Source organism: Myceligenerans cantabricum, assembly GCF_054777735.1.
The window spans coordinates 19,208-40,554 of the sequence record NZ_BAAHAJ010000010.1 but is presented as its reverse complement, the minus strand read 5'-3'; the positions used below and the strand labels follow the sequence as shown (position 1 = coordinate 40,554).

Genomic DNA, 21,347 nt, shown 5'->3' with positions numbered 1-21,347 from the left:
CCGGTGCTCGCGCGGCGGTTCAGGCCGGTGTCTTCTGCTCGTCGATGTCGACGAGCACCTTGTCGCCCTCGACGTTCACGGGGTAGACGGGCACCGGGCGGATGGCGGGCAGCTGGACGGGCTGGCCGGTGCGCGCGTCGAACTGCGAGCCGTGCAGCCAGCACTCGACGAGGCAGCCCTCGACCTCGCCGTCGGACAGCGACACCTGCCCGTGGGAGCAGATGTCGCTGAGGGCGTGGTAGTCGCCGTCGGCGTCCCGGACGAGGGCGACGGGGACAGGCGCCCCGTCGACGCCGTCGAGTTCGACGAGCATGGCCTCCTCGGGGGCCAGGTCGTCGGTGAGGCACGCGGTCTGGAAGGTCACCGGCGGATCACTCCACCTCTGCGGCGCCTGCCGCCTCGCCCGTGATGACGCTCATGGACTTCTCGAGCTCGGACTCGATGGAGGCGATGAGGCGCTCCTCGACGGACTCGACGCCGATCTCCTGGATGAGCTCGGCGAAGAAGCCGCGCACCACGAGGCGGCGCGCGTCGGTCTCGGGGATGCCGCGAGCCATCAGGTAGAAGAGCTGCTCGTCGTCGAACCGGCCGGTCGCGGACGCGTGGCCCGCGCCGTCGATCTCGCCGGTCTCGATCTCGAGGTTCGGCACGGAGTCCGCCCGCGCCCCGTCGCTGAGGACGAGGTTGCGGTTGAGCTCGTACGTGTCGGTGCCCTCGGCCTCGGCACGGATGAGCACGTCGCCCACCCACACGGCGTGCGCGCCCTCGCCCTGCAGCGCGCCCTTGTAGGTGACGCGGGACTTGCAGCGCGGGACCGCGTGGTCCACGAAGAGCCGGTGCTCCTGGTGCTGGTCGGCGTCGGCGAAGTACAGGCCGACCATCTCGACCTCGCCGCCCTCGCCCGTGAACTCGGCGTCAGGGGTGACGCGCACGACGTCGCCGCCGAACGTCACCACGACGTGCTTGAGCTTCGCGTCGCGGCCGATGCGGGCCCGGTGGCTGGAGGTGTGCACGGCGCCGTCGGCCCAGTCCTGGACGGAGACGACGGTGAGCTGCGCGCCGTCGGCGACGTCGATCTCGACCGTCTGGTTGAGCGTGGCGACGCCGGCGTGGTCGATGACGACGACGGCCTCGGCGTGGTGCTCGGCACGGACCAGCACGTGGGCGGCAGAGGCGGTGCCCGCTCCGGTGCCGTCGAACCGGACGGAGGTGACGTCGGAGGCGACGGCCTCGGCCGGCACGGTCACGACGGTGGCCTGCTCGAACGCGGTCCAGGCGGTGACGCCGGTGCGGTCGCCGGGCTTGCCGGCGCGCCCGAGGCGGGCGTCGTCGCGCCCGACGGTCTCGGTCTTCACCTCGGGAGCGGCGTCCACGGTCACCCGCACGCCGGAGCCGTCCGCGCCGGCGGTCGCGAGACCGCCGTCGAACAGCGGCTGGATGCGGGCGACCGGAGAGAAGCGCCACTCCTCCTCGCGCCCGGTGGGCACGGGGATGTCGTCCGGGGAGAACGAGGTGAGGCGCTCGGCGCGGGAGCCCTGGGGCTTGGCGCCGAGGCCGTGGGCATGGGCGCCGTCGGCCACCGCGCGGGAGTGGTCCGTGGTCAGATCAGTGGTAGCAGTCATGTCAGCCGACGGAACCTTCCATCTGGAGCTCGATGAGGCGGTTGAGCTCGAGCGCGTACTCCATGGGCAGCTCGCGCGCGATGGGCTCGACGAACCCGCGCACGATCATCGCCATGGCCTCGGTCTCGTCCATGCCCCGGGACATCAGGTAGAACAGCTGGTCCTCGCTCACGCGGGACACGGTGGCCTCGTGGCCCATGGACACGTCGTCCTCGCGCACGTCCACGTAGGGGTACGTGTCGCTGCGGGAGATCTGGTCCACCAGCAGCGCGTCGCACAGCACGTTGGACGCGCTGGCGCTGGCACCCTCCAGGACCTGCACGAGGCCGCGGTAGGACGTGCGACCGCCGCCGCGCGCCACGGACTTGGACACGATGGACGACGACGTGTGCGGCGCGGCGTGCACCATCTTCGCGCCGGCGTCCTGGTGCTGGCCCTCGCCCGCGAAGGCGATGGACAGCGTCTCGCCGCGGGCGTGCTCGCCCAGCAGGTAGATCGCCGGGTACTTCATGGTGACCTTGGAGCCGATGTTGCCGTCGACCCACTCCATCTGGGCGCCCTCGGCGGCCGTGGCGCGCTTGGTGACCAGGTTGTACACGTTGTTCGACCAGTTCTGGATCGTCGTGTAGCGCACACGGGCGTTCTTCTTCACGACGATCTCGACGACGGCCGAGTGCAGCGAGTCGGACTGGTAGATCGGCGCGGTGCAGCCCTCGACGTAGTGCACGTAGGAGCCCTCGTCCGCGATGATCAGCGTCCGCTCGAACTGGCCCATGTTCTCCGTGTTGATGCGGAAGTAGGCCTGCAGCGGGATCTCGACGTGCACGCCCGGCGGCACGTAGACGAACGAGCCGCCCGACCACACGGCCGAGTTCAGCGCGGAGAACTTGTTGTCACCGGCGGGGATGACGGTGCCGAAGTACTCCTGGAAGAGCTCCGGGTAGTCCCGCAGACCCGTGTCGGTGTCGACGAAGATGACGCCCTGCTGCTCCAGGTCCTCGCGGATCTGGTGGTACACGACCTCGGACTCGTACTGTGCGGCGACCCCGGCCACGAGGCGCTGCTTCTCCGCCTCCGGGATGCCGAGCTTGTCGTAGGTCTGCTTGATGTCGTCGGGCAGGTCCTCCCAGGAGGTGGCCTGCTTCTCCGTGGAGCGCACGAAGTACTTGATCGCGTCGAAGTCGATGCCCGACAGGTCCGAGCCCCACGACGGCATCGGCTTCTTGTCGAACAGGCGCAGCGCCTTCAGGCGCTGCTTGAGCATCCACTCGGGCTCCTTCTTCAGCGCCGAGATGTTGCGGACGACGTCCTCGTTCAGGCCACGCCTCGCGGCCTCGCCGGCCGCGTCGCTGTCGCGCCAGCCGTACTCGTAGCCGCCGATCGAGGCGATGATCTCCTCGTCGGTGCGCTGATCCTGTGTCGGTGCACTCATCGTGTTCCTTCGGTGGTGGGGATCGCTGGCAGGGGGATGTTCGTGGTGCAGGCGTGCGCTCCGCCCGCGATGGTCGCCAGGCGCTGCACGTGCGTCCCGAGCAGCTCGGTGAACGCGCGCGCCTCGGCCTCGCACAGCTCGCCGTGCTCCTCCGCCAGGTGCTGCACGGGACAGTGCCCCTGGCAGAGCTGGACGGCGGGCACGACACCGCCGACCGCGGCCGCGGTGGGGTCGTCCGCGCCGGGGACGTCCCCGGACAGTGTCGCCGCTGCGGGCACGGGCCGCACGGAGGCGGCGTATCCGTCCTCGCTCAGCAGCGCCGCGAGCCGGGCCGCCCGTCCGGCGACGCCGGACCGGCCGCCGTCGGTGGCGCCGGCCTCGGCGGCGTCGAGCCGCTGGGCGTACCGGCGCACGACGGCGTCGTAGCGCTCGCGCGCGAAGGCCGCCACGGCGGCGTCACCGCCCTGGGCACGCAGGTGGCGTAGCAGGTCGGCGGCGATCTCGTGGTAGCCGCCGGCCAGCTCGGACTGCCCGCCGTGGGTGACGACGTAGTGCCGCGCGGGCCGGCCACGACGTGCCGGGCCGGGCTGGCCCTCGTGGACCTCGATGCGCCCCTCCTCCTCCAGGAGGGTGAGGTGGCGGCGCACCGCCGGGGCGGTGAGCCCGAGGGCGGAGGCCAGGTGCGCGGCGGTGACGGGTCCGTCGGAGGCGACGAGCTGGAGCACGTGGCGCCGGGTGGTCCCGTCCGTCTCGTGCGGGTGCCCGGGGTGCGCGGCCGGCGTGGGCCGCACGGCGGCGGGTCGCCGCCCGACGGCGGGCGCGGGTACCTGTGTGGTCATGTCACCTCCCGGGTGGTCAGGCCGACTGTCGTGCCGGCTCCCGGCAACGTGGCCGGTGCGGTGCGCGGGTGGTGGGGCCTTTCGGTACCCCGGTCCAGCTCGTCGCAACGCTTTAGGGAACATCCTTGTTCCCTAAATGGCGCTTGGCAAGGAAGGTGAACCTCAGAAGGGTCCGGATCGAGGCGAAGATCACATCAACCGCCGGACGCCGGCGGCCCCGGGGGCACGTCCTAGGATGGCCCGGTGACCGTCTCCCCGCCCGCGCCCGGTGGCCACGCCGCCGTCGAGGTCCGTGGCCTCGTCAAACGGTACGCAGGGCGGGCCGTGGTCGAGCACCTCGACCTGACGGCGCACGCCGGCGCCGTCACCGCCGTGCTCGGCCCCAACGGGGCCGGCAAGACCACCACCGTCGAGTGCTGCGAGGGGCTGCGCGCGCCCGACGGCGGCACGGTGCGCGTCCTCGGCCTCGACCCGACCGCCGACGCCACCGCCCTGCGGCCCCGGGTGGGCGTCATGCTGCAGGACGGCGGGCTGCCCTCCGGGGCGCGCGCCGGCGAGGTGCTGCGGCACGTCGCCGCGATGTACGCCGCCCCGCGCGACATCGGCGAGCTGTCCGCGCGCCTCGGCATCGGCAGCTTCGCCCGCACCGGGGTGCGGCGGCTGTCCGGCGGCCAGCGGCAGCGGCTCGCGCTGGCGTGCGCCGTGGTCGGGCGCGGCCAGGTGGTGTTCCTCGACGAGCCCAGCGCGGGCATGGACCCGCAGTCCCGCCGCGCCGTGTGGGACCTGGTCCGGGAGCTGCGCGCGGACGGCGTCGCCGTCGTCCTGACCACCCACCTCATGGACGAGGCGGCCGACCTCGCCGACCAGGTCCACGTCGTCGACCACGGCCGCGTCATCGCCGCCGGGACCGTCCCGGAGCTCCTCGCGCACGACGACCCGCACGGTCCGACGACGGCCGCCCGGGTGCGCGTCGAGGCCCGGCCAGGGCTCGACGCGGACGGGCTGGCCAAGACGCTCGACATGGTGAGCGAGTCCTCCGGCCGACCGGTGGGCGAGACCGCGGGCCCCGCGAGCCCGGCCGCCGCCCCGGCGGCCGGACCGGCCGGGGCCCGCTGGCGCGTCGCCGAGAGCGAGCCCGGCGTCTACGTGGCGGACGGGCCCGTGGACCCTGCCGCGCTCGCCGCCGTCACCGCCTGGCTGGCCGACGCCGGCGCGCTCGCCCGGTCCGTCACGACCGGCGGGCGCACCCTGGAGGACGTGTTCCTCGACCTGACCGGAAGGCACCTGCGGTGAACGACACCCCCCGCCCGGCCGGAACCGCACGGACCTCGACCGCCACCACCCGACCCGCTGCCGCGCCGCAGGCACGACGCGTGCTGGCGCAGGCCGCGTTCGAGGCCCGGACGCTGCTGCGCAACGGCGAGCAGCTGCTCGTGTCGCTGATCCTGCCGGTGCTCGTCCTCGTCGGGATGGCCACGGCGCCGTTCATCGGCATCGCCACCGCCGACGTGACCCGCATCGACTTCGCCACCCCGGGGGTGCTGGCGCTCGCCGTCGTGTCGAGCGCGTTCACGTCGCAGGCCATCGCCACGGCCTTCGACCGGCGCAACGGCGTGCTGCGCCTGCTGGCCACCACGCCGCTCGGGCGGGGCGGGCTGCTCGCGGGCAAGGCGCTGGCCGTGCTCGCGGTGCTCGGCGTGCAGGTGGTGGTGCTGAGCGTGGTGGCGGTCATGCTCGGCTGGTCGCCCCACCCCGCGGGGATCGTCCCGGCGGGGCTCGCCCTGCTGCTCGGGTGCGCGTGCTTCACGGCGCTGGCGATGCTGCTGGCCGGGACCGTGCGCGCCGAGGGCGTGCTGGCGGTGGCCAACCTCGTGTGGATCCTGCTCGTGGTGGGCGGCGGGCTCGTCGTCCCGCCGGACCGGCTCGGGCCGCTCGGCCCGCTCGCCGCGGTGCTGCCGTCCGGCGCGCTGGGCGAGGCGGTGCGTGGTGCGCTGCTCGACGGCGGCCTGCCGGGTGGCCCGCTGCTCGTGCTGGCCGGCTGGACCGTGGCGGCCTCGCTCGCCACGGCGCGCTGGTTCCGCTGGAACTGACCGCACGGCACGCCGTCGGCGACGACCGCACAGGGCCGGTTCCACCGAGCCGACGGACAGATCTTTTTTCATCCCATACGCGGCCGTTATGACCTATTTGTAAACGGGCAATCCCGCCATAGCCCTACGATTTCCCTTGATGTAAACCTATGCTTCTTTTGACCGATGCGGGACCTCACGGCACCGCATACCGATTCCGGAGAACCCGGACACCGGGAGGCATACCATGAAGCGCGTCACCCCACACGACGTCAGCTCGCACCGCACCGCCCGCGCGAGACGATGGGCCGCCACCGCGGCCGGGCTCGCCGTCGTCGCCGCACCGGCGCTGGCCGCACCCAGCATCGCGAGTGCGGCAGCGCCCGTGAACGACAAGTCGCAGATCATCGCGGCCGACTCCCCCGACGCGATCGACGGCGAGTACATCGTGGTGCTCGACGAGTCCGAGGTCGGGACCCAGCAGGTCACCGGCAAGGCCCACGGCCTGGTCAAGAAGTACGGCGGCGAGGTCAAGAACTCGTACAAGACCGCGGTCCGCGGGTTCAGCGCGAAGCTGTCGCCCGGCCAGGCGAACAAGCTGAGCCAGGACCCGGCCGTCGCGTACGTCGAGCAGAACCAGGAGGTGCACGCCACCGGCACGCAGGCGCCGACCCCGTCCTGGGGCCTGGACCGCGTCGACCAGCGCGACCTCCCGCTGGACGACTCGTACACCTACCCGAACACCGGCTCGGGCGTCACGGCGTACATCATCGACACCGGCATCCTCACCACCCACCAGGACTTCGGCGGCCGCGCGACGCACGGCACCGACACGGTGGACGGCGACGGCGACGCCACCGACTGCGCCGGGCACGGCACCCACGTGGCGGGCACCGTCGGCGGGTCCTCCTACGGCGTGGCCAAGGACGTCGACCTCGTCGCGGTCCGGGTGCTCAACTGCTCCGGCTCCGGCACCTACGACGGCGTCATCGCCGGCATCGACTGGGTCACCTCCGACCACGGGGCGGGCGAGCCCGCGGTGGCGAACATGTCGCTGGGCGGCGGCTTCTCCCAGGCCGTGAACGATGCCGTGGCCACCTCCATCGCGGACGGCGTCACCTACGCGCTGGCCGCGGGCAACGACTACGGGGCCAACGCGTGCAACACCTCCCCCGCCTCGACACCGGAGGCGATCACCGTCGGCGCCACCCAGAACAACGACGCCCGCGCGTCGTACTCGAACATCGGGACCTGCCTGGACCTCTTCGCGCCGGGCACGAACATCACGTCGGCCTGGTACACGTCGTCCTCCGCGACGAACACGATCTCCGGCACCTCGATGGCGACGCCGCACGTCGCCGGCGCGGCGGCCCTCGTCGCGGCGGCCAACCCGGGGTACACGCCCCAGCAGGTCCGCGACCAGCTCGTCGCGGACGCCACCACCGGCGCCGTCTCGAACCCGGGCTCCGGGTCGCCCGACGCCCTGCTCTACGTCGGCGACGACCCCAACACGCCGCCCGACCCGGACCCCGAGCCGGAGCCCGGCTGCTCCGGGAGCAACGCCGACGACGTCGCCATCAACGACAACTCCACCTCCGAGTCGTCGATCGCCATCGCGGACTGCACGGCCCCGAGCGGCACGGCCACGGTCGACGTCGACATCGTCCACACCTGGGTCGGTGACCTCACGGTCTCGCTCGTCTCCCCCGACGGCACCGTCTACACCCTGCGAGAGCGGTCCGGCGGCAGCGCGAACGACATCGACGAGACCTACACGGCCGACGTGAGCGGCGAGGCGCCGGACGGCACCTGGGCGCTGCGCGTGCAGGACTCGGCGTCGCTGGACACCGGCTACATCGACGCCTGGAGCCTCGCGCTCTGACGTCGCGGCGCCGGGTGGCGCACCAGGACGCGCCGCGCGCCGGTGACGTCCCGCGCCCCCACCCGGCGTGACCAGCACCACGTACGACGGCGGTCGTCCGCAACCCGGGCGGCCGCCGTCGGGCACTACCGTGGTGGCGTGAACGCGCCCGACACGCTGGACACCCCCGCCGAGACGCCGGACGGCCCCGCCGCGCGAGGCGCGGGCCTCCTGGCCCGCCTGCGCCGCTGGACCCCCGCGATCCTGGTCGCGAACGTCGTCGGCCAGATCGGCATCATCGTCACCGGCGGCGCGGTCCGCCTCACCGAGTCGGGCCTGGGGTGCTCCACCTGGCCCGAGTGCGAGCCGGGGCAGTTCACCCCGGCGTTCCACGAGGCCACCACCCTGCACCCGTACATCGAGTTCGGGAACCGCACCCTGACCGGGGTGCTCGGGATCATCGCGCTGGCCGTGTTCCTGGTCATGATCTCCGACACCTCCCGGACGCGGGGCTACCGGCTGCTCGGGCTGGTCCCCGGGCTCGGCGTCATCGCGCAGGCCGTCATCGGCGGCGTGGTCGTGCTGCTGGACCTGCACCCCGGCTGGGTGTCCCTGCACTTCGGGGTGTCCGCCGTGCTGGTGGCCCTCTCGCTGTACCTGCTGCACCGCAGCGGCGAGGGAGACGGCACGCCACGCGTCGTCGTCCCGCCCGCCGCGCGCGCCCTGGCCGGGGTGCTGGGCGTGCTGACGGCCGTCGTCGTCGTGCTGGGCGTGCTGACCACGGGGGCCGGGCCGCACTCCGGGGACGCCGAGGTCGGGTACCGGCTGGCGCTCGACCCCGCCGTGATGTCGCAGTGGCACGCGGCCGCCGTGTGGGCGTTCCTGCTGGTGCTGGCCGGGTACCTGGTGGTGCTGCACCGCACCCCCGCGAGCGCCGACGGGACGGTCGGTGCGGCGCGCCGGGGGGCCTGGCTGCTGGTCGGCATCACGCTGGCGCAGGGCGCGGTCGGTTACGTGCAGTACGCCTCGGGCCTGCCCATCCTGCTGGTCGGTCTGCACATGCTGGGCGCGGGCCTGCTCGTCGCGGGGGCGGCGCGGGTCGTGCTCACGACGCGGGTCCGCTGACGCCTCCGTGCCGGGGCGGGGGCCGGATGCGGTCCCGGGGCGCGCGCCGCCCGGTTTTCCGTCCGGGATGTCCGGGTCCGCTGTAGGGTGGGAAGGACCTTGCGGGAGACAGAACCACATGCGCGGAGCACGATGACGGACACGGCCGGTCCCACCACCCCCGAGACACCCGGTGGGGGGCGTGGCGACGAGCGCCTGGCCCGTGCCGAGGAGCTCACGCAGCTCGGCCAGGACGCCGGGCCGACGCCGCAGGACTCCGGCGCGGGCGGCAGCCCCGGCCCCCGCAGCAGCTACTGGCCGGTGGTCACGGTCGTGCTCCTCTTCGCGGCGGCATGGACTCCCGTCCTGCTGACGCTGCTGCGGACCGGGATCGACCCGGACCCGTTCGCCTTCCACACGAACAACGTGTTCTGGGTGCTCACCACGGTCGGCTCGGGCGCGACGCTGACGCTCGCCGTCGCCGCGGCGGGCCTGCCCGCACGAGCCGGTGGCGCGACGGCGCTCCGGGTCGCCGCGACCGTGGTGGTCGGCGCACAGCTCGTCGTGCTCGCCGTCATCGCGGTCATCCAGATCGTCAAGGACGCCCGCGCCTCGGTGATGACCGAGACCGTCGTCACGATCGTCGCGGTCGTGCTGGCGGGCGTCGCCGTCGTCCTCGCGGTGGGGAGCGCACGGTCGGCCCGCCGTACGGACGCGGCCGGCGGCGGCTCCGCCCCGAGCCGGGCCCCGACGGTGGGGCTGGCCTGCGTGCTCGTGGGCCAGGTGGTGCTCGCCGTCGCGACCACGGCCCGGTTCCCCGACGAGACCGGCTTCTACGTCGCCACGCTCCTGATCAGCACCTTCACGTCGCTGGCCTCGCTGACCGGGCTGTGGCTCGTGTGCCGTCCGGCCCGCGGGGCCGCCTGGGCGGGTGCCGGGACCCTGTGCCTGCTGGCCGTGCTGTCGCTCGGTTCGCTGGTCAACGTGTTCGCCCTGGCCGACCTGCCGGTGTCGCACCGCGTGGTCGAGACCGCGCAGTACGTGCTGTACGCGACGGGTGCGGTGGCCGCGCTGCTCGCGGCACGCGCGACGGGACGCACGGCCCCGGCGCGCTGACGGGTCCCCGCACGCCGCCGGGGCCCCGCGCGCGCCGCTCCGGTGCGCGCGTCTCTCGGCGCTCCCCTCCGGTCGCGGACGGCATGCCGTCCGGCGCGCGAAACGCTTAGGCCCGTTGCCGCTGCGGTGCCGCAGCGCGGACCGTCGTCCCTGCGCCCGCACCGTCGCGGGCGCTGCGCCGACGGCGCAACGACCCAGGAGGGCGTGCAATGACCCGAGAATCGAACCGGAGGCGATGGCGGCGTTCCGCCGTGGCCGTCGGCACACTCGCGGCAGTGGCGTTCGCCACCGCCGGCGCGACGGCCGCGACGAGCACCGGCCCGGCGGCCGACGTCGGACAGGCTTCCACGACCGAGGAGGCCGGCGCGCTCGCCGGGCCGTACGGCGACCGCTTCCTCGAGATGTACGACAAGATCCACGATCCCGCCAACGGCTACTTCTCGCCGCAAGGCATCCCGTACCACGCGGTCGAGACGGTCATGGTCGAGGCGCCCGACTACGGGCACGAGACCACCAGCGAGGCGTACTCGTTCTGGCTGTGGCTGGAGGCGTCGTACGGGGAGCTCACGGGTGACTGGGCGCCGTTCAACGAGGCGTGGGACACGCTCGAGGCGTACATGATCCCCACCACGGAGAACCAGCCGACCAACGGCGCCTACGACGCCGGGTCGCCGGCGACCTACGCGCCGGAGCACGGGCACCCCAGCGAGTACCCGTCGCAGCTCGACAGCGGTGTGCCGGTGGGTTCCGACCCGATCGCGAGCGAGCTGAGCAGCACGTACGGCACCGACGAGATCTACGGCATGCACTGGCTCGCCGACGTCGACAACGTGTACGGCTTCGGTGCGGCGCCGGGCTCCTCGGAGCTGCTCGGCCCGGACTACGAGGGCACGAGCTACATCAACACCTTCCAGCGCGGGTCGCAGGAGTCGGTGTGGGAGACGATCCCGCAGCCGTCGATCGACGACTTCTCCTACGGCGGGCCGAACGGCTACCTCGACCTGTTCACGGACGACGAGCAGTACGCCCAGCAGTGGAAGTACACGAACGCCCCGGACGCCGACGCGCGCGCCGTGGAGGCCGTGTACTTCGCCAAGCAGTTCGCGGAGGCCCAGGGCGCCGAGGGGCAGATCTCCGGCACCGTGGACAACGCGTCGAAGATGGGTGACTACCTGCGGTACTCGCTGTTCGACAAGTACTTCAAGCAGCCCGGCTGCGAGTCGCCGTCGTGCGCGGCGGGGAACGGCAAGGACTCCGCGCACTACCTGCTGTCCTGGTACTACGCGTGGGGCGGCGCCCTAGACACGTCGGGCCCGTGGGCCTGGCGCATCGGGTCGAGCCACGCGCACTTCGGCTACCAGAACCCGATGGCGGCGTACGCGCTGTCGAACGACGAGGACCTGATCCCGGGCTCGGCGACGGCGCAGCAGGACTGGGCCGAGAGCTACGACCGGCAGATCGAGTTCTTCCAGTGGCTGCAGTCGTCCGAGGGCGGCATCGCGGGCGGCGCGACGAACTCGGTGGGCGGGGACTACTCCGCGCACCCGTCCGGCGCGTCCACGTTCTACGGCATGGCCTACGACGAGAAGCCGGTGTACCACGACCCGCCGTCGAACCAGTGGTTCGGCATGCAGGGCTGGGGCGTCGAGCGGATCGCGCAGATCTACCACGAGACCGGCGACGAGCGGGCCGAGGACATCCTGTCCAGGTGGGTGCCGTGGGCCATCTCCGAGATCACGGTCACGGAGGACTCGTGGGAGGTGCCGTCGGAGCTCAGCTGGAGCGGCCAGCCGGACACCTGGGACCCGGCGGACCCGGGCGACAACTCCGGCCTGCACGTCGAGGTCACGGGCCACGGGCAGGACGTCGGCGTGGCCGGCGCGATCGCCAAGACGCTGACCTACTACGCGGCCGCCTCGGGCGACCAGGAGGCTGCCGACACGGCAGCGGCGCTGCTCGACGCGATCTACGAGCAGAACACCGACGACCTGGGCGTGGGCACCGTGGAGACACGCAACGACTACAGCCGGTTCGACGACGTCTACGAGGGCGGCAGCGGCGACGGCATCTACGTGCCGGCCGACTGGAGCGGCACGTACCCGAACGGCGACGAGGTCTCTCCGGGCGTCTCGTTCCTGGACATCCGGTCGTTCTACGAGGACGACCCCATGTTCGCGGAGGTCCAGGAGCATCTGGACGGCGGCCCGGCGCCGGAGTTCACGTACCACCGCTTCTGGGCCCAGACCGCGGTGGCGACCGCCTTCGCGGAGTACGACCGTCTGATCGCGGACCCGCGGGACCCGGGCCCGGACCCCGACCCGACCGATGACCCCACGGACGAGCCGACGGACGACCCCACCGGTGACCCGACGGACGCCTGCGAGGCCACGCTCACGGTGACGAACTCCTGGAACGGCGGCTTCCAGGCCACGGTCCGGGTCACGGCGAACGAGGCGATCTCCGGCTGGTCGACGTCGTTCGACCTCAGCCCGGCGACGTTCACACAGGGTTGGAACGCCGAGTTCAGCACGTCAGGGTCGCAGGTGACGGCGTCCGACATCGGCTGGAACGGGACGTTCTCCGAGGGCGGATCCACGGAGTTCGGCCTCATCGGCAGCGGCTCCCCGCCGTCGTCGACCGCGGCCTCCTGCACCGCGGACTAGGAACGGCGCACCGGACCGGCAAGCGGTCCGGGCACAGCGCGGGTGGGCGACGCCTGACACGGGCGCCGCCCACCCGTGCGATCAGATCTCCGGCATCGCCGACTCGACCGGCGGGGCCACGTCGAGGTCCACCGGCGGGGGCGGGACGACGGACGCGCCACCCAGCGCGCGGGTGCCGACCACGCCCGTGGCGAAGTTCGCGTGGCACTGCGGGCAGTACCACTCGGGCGTCGGGACCGGCACGTCGAAGCCGCCGTACACGACGTCGTGCTGCAGGTGCATCTCGTCGTGGATCGCCTCGTTCCACACGATCCGCTTCGCGGTACCGCGCGCGTGGCAGGACGGGCAGGACGGCCGCATCCGGGCCCGCTGGGCACCGATGGCGTGCGGGTGCAGCAGCTCGTGGCACGGGTCGCAGACCAGGAACGTGTCGGTGATGAGCCGACCCAGGTCACGCGGGGCCGCGCTCTCCTTGCTGGCCGCGCGGGCGCCGTCGTCGTGCGGGCGCAGCTCCATGACGTCGACGAACTGCTCGCACGAGTAGCAGCGCTCCTCGTGCCGCAGGTCGGCGCCGGTGATCACGCGGTGCCCGAGCAGGCGCAGCACGTGCAGGTTCGGCGAGAGGCGGCCGGTCTCGCAGTCGCCCGCCTCGAGCGTGCCGGAGGCGCCGTTGCGGAACTGGCCCGCGATGCCGTCCAGCACCAGCCGCGCGTGCTCCTGCGGCAGCCAGCCGGACGAGCGCGCGTACGCCGAGGCACCGTTGAACAGGTCGTCCCAGAGCACGGGCTTGTCCGGCCCGAACAGCTCGTCGGCGATCCAGTCCTCGCCCTGCGTGGTGCCCATCAGCTCCACCGACGCGACGATGCCCGGGTCGGAGCCCACGACCGTCACCACCACGTCACCGCGCTGCGGGCCGTCGGCCCCGCGCGGCAGCAGGTGCTCGTTGCCACCGGTGGCGACGGCCACGGCCTCGCGCAGCCAGTCCTCCGACCAGTTCAGGTACACGGAGGGTACGAGCCACGCGGGCAACGACGAAACAGGGGGAAGCATGTCCGGTTCGCTGGTCACCGCGGAAGGGTAGCGCAGGCCCGGGCTCCGGTTAAACCCGTCCCGCGCTCCGCCGCCGCCCTCCGCCGCCGACCGAGGGTCAGTTGCGGCGGTACTCCCACGGGGACGTCACGGGGCGCAAGGTCTTCCAGGAGCTCGCCCGGCCGATCGCCGCGGCCAGGATGCCCGACACGGTCGGGCCGTTGTGCAGGCGGCCCGCCAGGGCGAGCGCCGCGGCCTCCTCCAGCGGGACGGGCATCGCGACCATGTCGGCCTCCTCCGCCTCCCGCACGTGCCGCTCGGACTCGGGCACCGACGTCAGCCCGCGTGCCAGGTAGACGCGCACCGCCTCGTTGCTGCCGCCCGGTGTGGGCAGCAGGTCCAGCAGCACGTCCCAGCGGTCCGCGCGCACGTCCGCCTCCTCGGCGAGCTCGCGCGCGGCGGCGACGTGCGGGTCCTCGCCGTCGATGTCCAGCAGGCCCGCCGGCAGCTCCCAGAGGAACGCTCCCACGGGGTGCCGGTACTGGCGCAGCAGGAGGACGTGGTCGTCGTCGTCCAGCGCCACGACGACCACCGACCCCGGATGGTTCGTGTACTCCCGCCGCACGATGCCGGCCGCCCCGAGGTCCACCTCGTCGACGGCGAGGTCGACGATGCGCCCCTGGAACGGCAGGTCGAGGCGGCGCGCCGGACGCGGTGCCACCACGTCGACGACGAGCCCGCCGGTCAGCGCACCGCCCGCCGCGTCGTCCGGCCGGTCCGGGACCGGGGACGACGCCGGGACCGGGGACGGCCCGGGGGCGTACGACGACGCGCCACCGTACTCCCCCGGGCCCGCGTACGACTCGCGGTCCGGCAGACGGATCGGCTCCGTGTGCGGGAAGCGCTCGACCGGGTCGAGCCGTTCCGTGTACTCAGTTCCCAACAGCTCCACCAACTCAGGCGCCCTGACGCTCGAGCGCAGCCGCGACGAGTCCCGCGAACAACGGGTGCGAGCGTGTGGGGCGGGACTTGAACTCCGGGTGCGCCTGGGTGGCCACGTAGTAGGGGTGGACCTCGGCCGGAAGCTCGACGAACTCCACTAGTGTACCGTCCGGGCTGGTCCCCGAGATCAGCAGGCCCGCCTCCTCGAGCCGGCCGCGGTACGCGTTGTTCACCTCGTACCGGTGGCGGTGCCGCTCGGCGACCCGCTCGGTGCCGTACGCCTTGGCGGTCACCGACCCCGGCACGAGGTGTGCGTCGTAGGAACCGAGACGCATGGTGCCGCCCAGGTCCCCCGCGCCCTCCACGATGGCCTTCTGCTCGGTCATGGTCGCGATCACGGGATGGGACGAGTCCGGCGTGAACTCGGTCGAGGACGCGTCGTCGAGCCCGAGCACGTTGCGGCCGTACTCGATGACCATCGACTGCAGGCCCAGGCAGATGCCGAGGGTGGGCACGAGGTTCTCGCGCGCCCAGCGCAGCGCCCCGACCTTGCCGTCGATGCCGCGCACGCCGAAGCCGCCCGGCACCAGCACGGCGTCGACCCCCTCGAGGGACGACTCGGCGCCCGCCGGCGTGCTGCACTCGTCCGCGGCGACCCAGCGGACGGTGACCTTGGCGTCGTTGGCGAAGCCACCGGCGCGCAACGCCTCGGTCACCGACAGGTAGGCGTCCGGCAGGTCGATGTACTTGCCCACGAGCGCCACCTCCACCGTGTGCCCGGGGCTGTGCACGCGGTCCAGGAGCTGCGCCCAGCCGTCCCAGTCGACGTCGTGGAACGGCAGGTCGAGGCGGCGCACCACGTACGCGTCGAGCCCTTCCGCGTGCAGCACGCGGGGGATGTCGTAGATGCTCGGCGCGTCGACGGCGTTGACCACGGCCTCGTTCTCGACGTCGCACATGAGCGCGATCTTGTTCTTGACCGGCTCCGGCACGACCCGGTCGGCGCGCAGCACGATCGCGTCCGGCTGGATCCCGATGCTGCGCAGCGCGACCACGGAGTGCTGGGTGGGCTTCGTCTTCAGCTCGCCGGACGGCCCGATGTACGGCACGAGCGAGACGTGCAGGAAGAACACGTTGTCGCGGCCCAGCTCGTGGCGCACCTGGCGCGCCGACTCGAGGAACGGCTGCGACTCGATGTCGCCCACGGTGCCGCCGACCTCGGTGATGATGACGTCCACGTCCTCGGACGCCTGCTCGCGCATGCGGCGCTTGATCTCGTCGGTGATGTGCGGGATGACCTGCACGGTGTCGCCGAGGTAGTCGCCGCGCCGCTCCGTCGCGATCACGTGGGAGTACACCTGGCCGGTGGTGACGTTCGAGGACGCCGGCAGCTCCACGTCGAGGAACCGCTCGTAGTGCCCGATGTCGAGGTCGGTCTCCGCGCCGTCCTCGGTGACGAACACCTCGCCGTGCTGGAACGGGTTCATCGTCCCCGGGTCGACGTTGAGGTACGGATCGAGCTTCTGCATCGTGACCCGCAGGCCCCGGGAGCGGAGGAGCCGCCCGAGCGAGGAGGCCGTGAGCCCCTTGCCGAGCGAGGATGCGACACCACCGGTGACGAAGATGTGCTTCGTCGTCGCGGAGCGGGAGCCGAGGCGGTTCAGGGGCTGTCTGTTCAGGGGATCGACCACGGAACTCCAGCCTACCCGTCATCTGCCGGTCTGCCCGGGGAAAACCTGGGAAGAACTCGGGTAGTTCATGTCACACCGGTGCCCCGCGTCAGTCGCGGGCTGCTCCCCGGCCGGGCAGCAGCCCGCGGAGCCGCGCGCGCAGGCCGGCGTCGGCCAGCGCCGCGACGGCAAGCACGAGAACGGCCGCCACCAGCCCGGCGACCAGGCCGGAACCGAGCGCGAGAAAGAAGTCGGGCAGGACGAACTCCCGCTCCCCGTCGGCGTTCACGCCGTAGGTCGGGTCGACCTTCCAGGCGCGAGGCCGCAGCAGGTAGGCGGCGATGTGCCCGGCGAAGGCGCCGAACGCGGTCCCCGCCACGAGCGCCGCCCCCGTCCGGCCCGTACCCGCGAGCGCCGTGGGCCCGAGGTGCCGGCGCACGGCGGCCAGCAGCCCGGCCCCGGCGACGGTCATGCCGAGGGTCCCGGCGGCGCCGAGGGAGCCGAGCACGAGGGCCGGTCCGGGTCCTGCCGGCCCGCCGGGGGCGGCTGGGGAGCCGAGCCAGGCCCACGCGGCGAGCAGCCCGAGCGCCATGACGCCCCAGCCGGTGGCGGTGGTGGCGACGGCGGCGCGTCCGCGGTCGACGGCGTAGAGCGCGCGGGACAGGTGCAGGACGAGCGCGTGGCCGACCAGCCCGGGCGCCATCCAGGCGAGCGCCGAGGCCATGCCGGGGGCGTCGCCGGTGACGATGAGGTCGAAGACGCGCTCGACGGCGGGCGCCGCCGCGACGAGCGCGGCGACGCCGGCCGCGGTGACGATCAGGAGGGTGCGGGTGGTGCCGGCGACGAGGTCGCGCAGCTCGTCGCGGCGTCCGGCGGCGACGTGCTCGGTGAAGTGCGGGAAGGCGCTGGTCGCGATGGGGTACGCGAGGACGGCGTACGGCAGCAGGTACACGTTGTACGCGTACAGCCAGGTGGTGTACCCGCCGAGGTCGGTGGCGACCTTCATGACGACGAGCAGCGCGACCTGCTGGGCGACGAGCGCACCGAGGCCGGCGAAGGCGAGGTGCGCGGCGCGGCGGCCCTCGCCGGCGGGGAAGCGCAGCGTGGGGCGGAGCCGGAGCCCGGTACGCAGCACGGGGACGACGAGCGGCAGGGCGAGGGCGACGACACCCGCGGTGATCCCCCAGGCGAGCCAGTCGAGCGCGCGGGCGGAGATCTCGGCGAGGTCCTGCTCTCCGGGCCGGCCGAGCTGGGCGCCGTAGCCCCAGTAGACGCCGATGACGACGAGGCTGGAGACCAGCGGGGAGAACGCGGGCCAGAAGAATCGCTTGTGCGCCTGCAGGATGCCGCCGAGCACGACGGCGATGCCGTACAGGGGCACCTGGACGGCGAACACGCGCAGGAAGGCGGCGACGACGTCGGTCAGCGCGGGGTCGTCGAGCAGCCAGGCGGCGACGGGCCGGGCGAGGAGCGCCATCAGCGCCCCGGCCGGGACGAGGACGACGAGCGTCCAGCCGAGCAGCGCGGACGCGGAGCGGGACGCCTGCTCGCGGTTCGCGGCGGTCCCCTCGGCCGTGTCCGCGCCGCGGCTGAGCGGCCCGGACACGAGCGGGACGACGGCGCCCGCGAGGGCCCCGCCGGCCGCCACCTCGAACAGGACGTTGGGCAGCAGGTTCGCGGCGTTGAAGGCGTCGGTGAGGGACCCGTTGCCGACGGCGGCCCCCTGGGCCAGCCAGCGGCCGAACCCGACGATGCGGCTCGCGAGGGTGACCAGCGTGACGAGCAGGGCTGCCCGCGCGAGGCCTGACCTCATGAAGGGTCGGCCGGCCGGCGTCCCAGCATGTCGATGCGGTCCAGCCACGGCGTGGTGCGGATCACCTGCGAGAAGCTCACCTTCTCGGACGCGAGGGTCAGGCCGACGACGCCCGCCAGTGCGGCGAGCCGCACCGCGCGGGGCGCACCGAACGCGACCTGCGAGCCGACGAGCGCGCCGAGCGCGTTCGCGCCGCCGTCGCCGAGCATGTCCTGCTCGCCGAGGTCGGCGGGGGCGGCCACGGCCCCGGCGCCGAGCAGCGCGCCGGTCATGGCGCCCGTGCCGGGCACGCCGCGCGTGACGGCCCCGGCGGCGAGGCTCGCGGCGGCCCCGGCCTTGAGCGCGCGCCCGGGACGCAGGTCGAACAGGTTCAGGAGGTTCGCGGTGCCGGCGATGAGCGCGCCGTTGATGCCGACGTCGACGGTCCGGCCGAGCGCACCGCCCCGGCGCGGGGTCCCGGCCGCGGCGGCCACCAGCCCGGCCGTGCTGATCCCCAGGATCTTGAGACCTCCGGTGGTGACCTGTCCGCGCGAGAGCGCGCCGAGGTGGCCGCGCAGTCCCTTGGTGGCGTGCTCGGGCTCCTCGGCGACGTCGTCGATCACGCCGAACGCGGCCGCCGCGGCGGTGGCGAACGCCGTCGGGCCGGCAGCGGGACCGCCCGCGGCGACCACGCCGGCCACGAGGCCGGCCGCGACGGCCGGGCCCTCCAGCAGGCTGAGGGGTTCGCCGCGGTGGTTCGTCCGGGTCCACGCCTCGGGCGTGGCGACCTTCTCGTGCACCCGCTTCAGCTCGCCCGTGCGCACCGCGGTGTCCAGCCGTCCGCGCGCCCACGCCGTCGTCGCTCCCGCCGCCAGTGCCGCGACGGCGAACCGAAATGCTCCCATGACCCGTCCTTCTGCCTACTCGTCGGGGACCGGCGGGATCACCGAGGTGTCCGACTCCGGCCCGTAGTGGTCCACGTCCCCGCGCGCGTCCGCCGCGAGCGCCAGGGGCACGGTGATCTTGCCGGGCAGCGACGCCACGTCGCTGACGGTGGTCAGCTCGCCCGCGAGGTCGTCGTCGGCCCGGACGCGGCTGACCGGCTCGTCGCCGTCGGTCGCGGGACCGGCGAGCACCACCGCTCCGGCGACCTGGCTGACGCTCCCCGCGACCGACGTCCACACGTCGCCCACGTGGCGTGGGCTCGCGGGCTCGGCGCTGGCGGTCTCCTCGCCGGCGGCCTCCTGGTCGGCGAGCTCCTCGTCGGTCATGGGCGTCTCGGCCAGGAGGACGACGTCGGTCGCGGGCCCGCTCTGCTCGTCCGCGGTCCGCAGCAGGCCGAAGGTGGCCAGCTGCTGTTGCAGGTCGAGCGCGGTGTCGCTGCGGGCGCCCGTGGAGTCCACGCCGGTGAAGGACAGCGTGACGGCGGCGGCGAGCGTGGCCACGGGGTCGTCCTCGTCGGTCTCGACGCCCGCGTCGGCGAGGGTCCCGCGCAGCCCTTCCGCGACGGTGGTCTGGGTGGACTCCTCCTCCGGGAGGGTCCACTCGAGGGGCAGCTTCGCCTGGACGACGACCTCGGCCCCGGCGGTGCCGAGCTGGTCGACGACGCCGGAGCGCACCCCGGAGGACACGTCGCCCAGGCTGACCACGGCGACCCGGCGGCCGGTGAGGGCCCCGTCCAGGAGGCGGGGTGCGGCGGCGGTCAGGAGCCCCTCGTCGGCACCCAGGCTGGCGGTCGTGTCGTCAAGCTCGGCGCGCAGCTCGTTGCGTTCCTCGCGCAGGGTGTCGACCTGCCGGGTGAGGGTCTCGCCGAGCGCCCCCTGGAGCGGCCCCGCCCCGAGGATGATCCCGACCGCGAGGGCGAGGAACACCGAGATGAGCGAGACGAGGTGGTAGCGGAAGTCGATCACGAGGGGCGAGGGTCCTTCTGTCTGTGCGCGGGCGGCAGGTAGGGGCTGCCGTCCGCCGTAGCGGAGGTGAACGGTGGACGGGCTCGGTGACGGTCAGCCGCCGAACAGGCTACCCACCCATGACCAGAGGTCGTCGAAGCGCGCGCCCAGGATGCCGAAGAACGTCTGCCCGGCCGATGTCGCGCCGAGCGCGGCCAGCACGGCGGACACGCCCGCGAGAGACAGCAGTGTGAGCTGGGTGTTGGAGATCCGGGTGCGGTACAGCCGGGAGACGCCCTTCGCGTCGATGAGCTTGCCGCCCACCCGCAGCCGGGTCAGGAACGTGGACGCCATCCCGGCGCGCCCCTTGTCGAGGAACTCGACGAGGGTGGCGTGGGTGCCGACGGCCACGATGAGCTCGGCGCCCTTGTCGTCCGCGAGGAGCATCGTGATGTCCTCGCTGGTCCCCGTCGCGGGGAAGACCACGGGGTCGACGCCGAGCTCCCGCACCCGGTCCAGGCCGGGCGCCTTGCCGTCGCGGTAGGCGTGCACCACGACCTCGGCGCCGCTGGACAGCGCGCTGTCGGAGACGGAGTCCATGTCCCCGACGATCAGGTCGGGCTTCCAGCCCTCGTCGATGATCGCGTCGGCGCCGCCGTCGACGCCGATGAGGACCGGGCGGTTCTCCTTGACGTACGAGCGCAGCATCGCGAGGTCCTCGCGGTAGTGGTAGCCGCGTACGACGATGAGCACGTGCCGGCCGGCGACCGGGGTGCGGATCTCCGGGACTCCGACGCCGTCGAGCAGCAGGTCACGCTCGCGGCGCAGGTACGTCATGGTGTTCTCGGCGAAGCGCTCGATCTCGACCGACAGTCCCTCGCGGGCGGCGGTCAGCGCCTCCTGGAGGGATGCGACGGTCTGCCGCTCGCCCTTGGCGACGACCTCGCCGGCGGCGACCACCTGGCCGTCGACGATCTCGAGCGGCGTGCGCTCCTCGAGGGCCATGACGGCGGGCCCCAGGTCGTCGATCAGGGGGATGCCGGCCTCCAGCAGGATGCTGGGGCCCGTGTTGGGGTACCGGCCGGAGATCGAGCGGGCGGCGTTCAGGACGGCGGCCGGCCGCGCGGCCACGAGCGCGTCGCCGGCGACGCGGTCGATGTCCACGTGGTCGATGACGGCGACGTCGCCCGGAGACAGGCGGCCGGTCAGCTCCTTGGTCCGCGTACCGACGCGTGCGGGTCCGGTGACAGGGCCCTCGGGGTCCGTCCGCGGCGCCTCGTCGGGCCTGCCGGTCCGGGTCAGGATGAGCTTCATCCGCC

The 21,347-nt window shown here is 73.4% G+C and carries 17 protein-coding genes; 6 read left to right on the top strand and 11 right to left on the bottom strand.

The features are described from left to right. Window positions 1-19 precede the first annotated feature (19 nt). From ACYU96_RS14425 to ACYU96_RS14410, 4 genes are read right to left on the bottom strand one after another with little or no spacing between them, the layout of a single operon-like run. On the bottom strand, window positions 20-364 hold the full coding sequence (locus ACYU96_RS14425) for a non-heme iron oxygenase ferredoxin subunit (protein ID WP_460754772.1): 345 nt from the start codon (window positions 362-364) through the stop codon (window positions 20-22). Between the two features lie 7 nt (window positions 365-371). Next, window positions 372-1,622 carry a Fe-S cluster assembly protein SufD gene (gene sufD, locus ACYU96_RS14420; RefSeq protein ID WP_460754769.1) on the bottom strand — a complete coding sequence of 417 codons (1,251 nt, stop codon included), beginning with the start codon at window positions 1,620-1,622 and terminating at the stop codon, window positions 372-374. 1 nt (window position 1,623) lies between these two features. Then, complete coding sequence (sufB, locus tag ACYU96_RS14415) at window positions 1,624-3,054, bottom strand: Fe-S cluster assembly protein SufB (RefSeq protein ID WP_460754768.1); 1,431 nt, start codon at window positions 3,052-3,054, stop codon at window positions 1,624-1,626. Beyond that, entirely contained in the window at window positions 3,051-3,893 is an 843-nt protein-coding gene (locus ACYU96_RS14410) for a helix-turn-helix transcriptional regulator (protein ID WP_460754765.1), read from the bottom strand. Before ACYU96_RS14410 ends, sufB begins: the two co-directional genes overlap by 4 nt. A gap of 243 nt (window positions 3,894-4,136) precedes the next feature. Between ACYU96_RS14410 and ACYU96_RS14405 the strand changes: the two genes are divergently transcribed. From ACYU96_RS14405 to ACYU96_RS14380, 6 genes are all read left to right on the top strand, one after another. Then, window positions 4,137-5,186 (top strand): ABC transporter ATP-binding protein, encoded by a 1,050-nt coding sequence (locus ACYU96_RS14405; protein ID WP_460754763.1) that lies wholly within the window; start codon window positions 4,137-4,139, stop codon window positions 5,184-5,186. Beyond that, the gene (locus ACYU96_RS14400; protein ID WP_460754760.1) at window positions 5,183-5,983 is read left to right on the top strand and encodes an ABC transporter permease; all 801 of its coding nucleotides are present in this window, start codon (window positions 5,183-5,185) and stop codon (window positions 5,981-5,983) included. Before ACYU96_RS14405 ends, ACYU96_RS14400 begins: the two co-directional genes overlap by 4 nt. A gap of 226 nt (window positions 5,984-6,209) precedes the next feature. Further along, window positions 6,210-7,844 carry a S8 family peptidase gene (locus tag ACYU96_RS14395; RefSeq protein ID WP_460754758.1) on the top strand — a complete coding sequence of 545 codons (1,635 nt, stop codon included), beginning with the start codon at window positions 6,210-6,212 and terminating at the stop codon, window positions 7,842-7,844. Window positions 7,845-7,982: 138 nt separating this feature from the next. Next, on the top strand, window positions 7,983-8,948 hold the full coding sequence (locus tag ACYU96_RS14390; RefSeq protein WP_460754755.1) for a COX15/CtaA family protein: 966 nt from the start codon (window positions 7,983-7,985) through the stop codon (window positions 8,946-8,948). A gap of 132 nt (window positions 8,949-9,080) precedes the next feature. Continuing rightward, entirely contained in the window at window positions 9,081-10,043 is a 963-nt protein-coding gene (locus ACYU96_RS14385) for a hypothetical protein (RefSeq protein ID WP_460754753.1), read from the top strand. Window positions 10,044-10,318: 275 nt separating this feature from the next. Further along, window positions 10,319-12,706: a glycoside hydrolase family 48 protein gene (locus ACYU96_RS14380; protein WP_460754750.1), complete on the top strand. Its 2,388-nt coding sequence runs from the start codon at window positions 10,319-10,321 to the stop codon at window positions 12,704-12,706. An 81-nt stretch (window positions 12,707-12,787) separates the two neighbouring features. Here the strand turns inward: ACYU96_RS14380 and ACYU96_RS14375 are convergent, their stop codons facing one another. From ACYU96_RS14375 to steA, 7 genes are all read right to left on the bottom strand, one after another. Further along, window positions 12,788-13,774, bottom strand: coding sequence for a hypothetical protein (locus ACYU96_RS14375; protein WP_460754748.1), 987 nt, complete (start codon window positions 13,772-13,774; stop codon window positions 12,788-12,790). 79 nt (window positions 13,775-13,853) lie between these two features. Next, window positions 13,854-14,483 (bottom strand): NUDIX domain-containing protein, encoded by a 630-nt coding sequence (locus ACYU96_RS14370; RefSeq protein ID WP_460754857.1) that lies wholly within the window; start codon window positions 14,481-14,483, stop codon window positions 13,854-13,856. A 208-nt stretch (window positions 14,484-14,691) separates the two neighbouring features. Continuing rightward, window positions 14,692-16,368, bottom strand: a complete 1,677-nt coding sequence (locus ACYU96_RS14365) for a CTP synthase (RefSeq protein WP_460754744.1) — start codon at window positions 16,366-16,368, stop codon at window positions 14,692-14,694. 88 nt (window positions 16,369-16,456) lie between these two features. Continuing rightward, window positions 16,457-18,160, bottom strand: a complete 1,704-nt coding sequence (murJ, locus tag ACYU96_RS14360; RefSeq protein ID WP_460754742.1) for a murein biosynthesis integral membrane protein MurJ — start codon at window positions 18,158-18,160, stop codon at window positions 16,457-16,459. Beyond that, complete coding sequence (locus ACYU96_RS14355) at window positions 18,157-19,044, bottom strand: hypothetical protein (RefSeq protein ID WP_460754739.1); 888 nt, start codon at window positions 19,042-19,044, stop codon at window positions 18,157-18,159. The genes murJ and ACYU96_RS14355 overlap by 4 nt, the downstream gene beginning before the upstream one ends. Window positions 19,045-19,059: 15 nt before the next feature. Beyond that, window positions 19,060-20,049, bottom strand: a complete 990-nt coding sequence (locus tag ACYU96_RS14350) for a copper transporter (RefSeq protein ID WP_460754737.1) — start codon at window positions 20,047-20,049, stop codon at window positions 19,060-19,062. Window positions 20,050-20,142: 93 nt separating this feature from the next. Continuing rightward, entirely contained in the window at window positions 20,143-21,342 is a 1,200-nt protein-coding gene (gene steA / locus ACYU96_RS14345) for a putative cytokinetic ring protein SteA (RefSeq protein WP_460754734.1), read from the bottom strand. Window positions 21,343-21,347 lie beyond the last annotated feature (5 nt).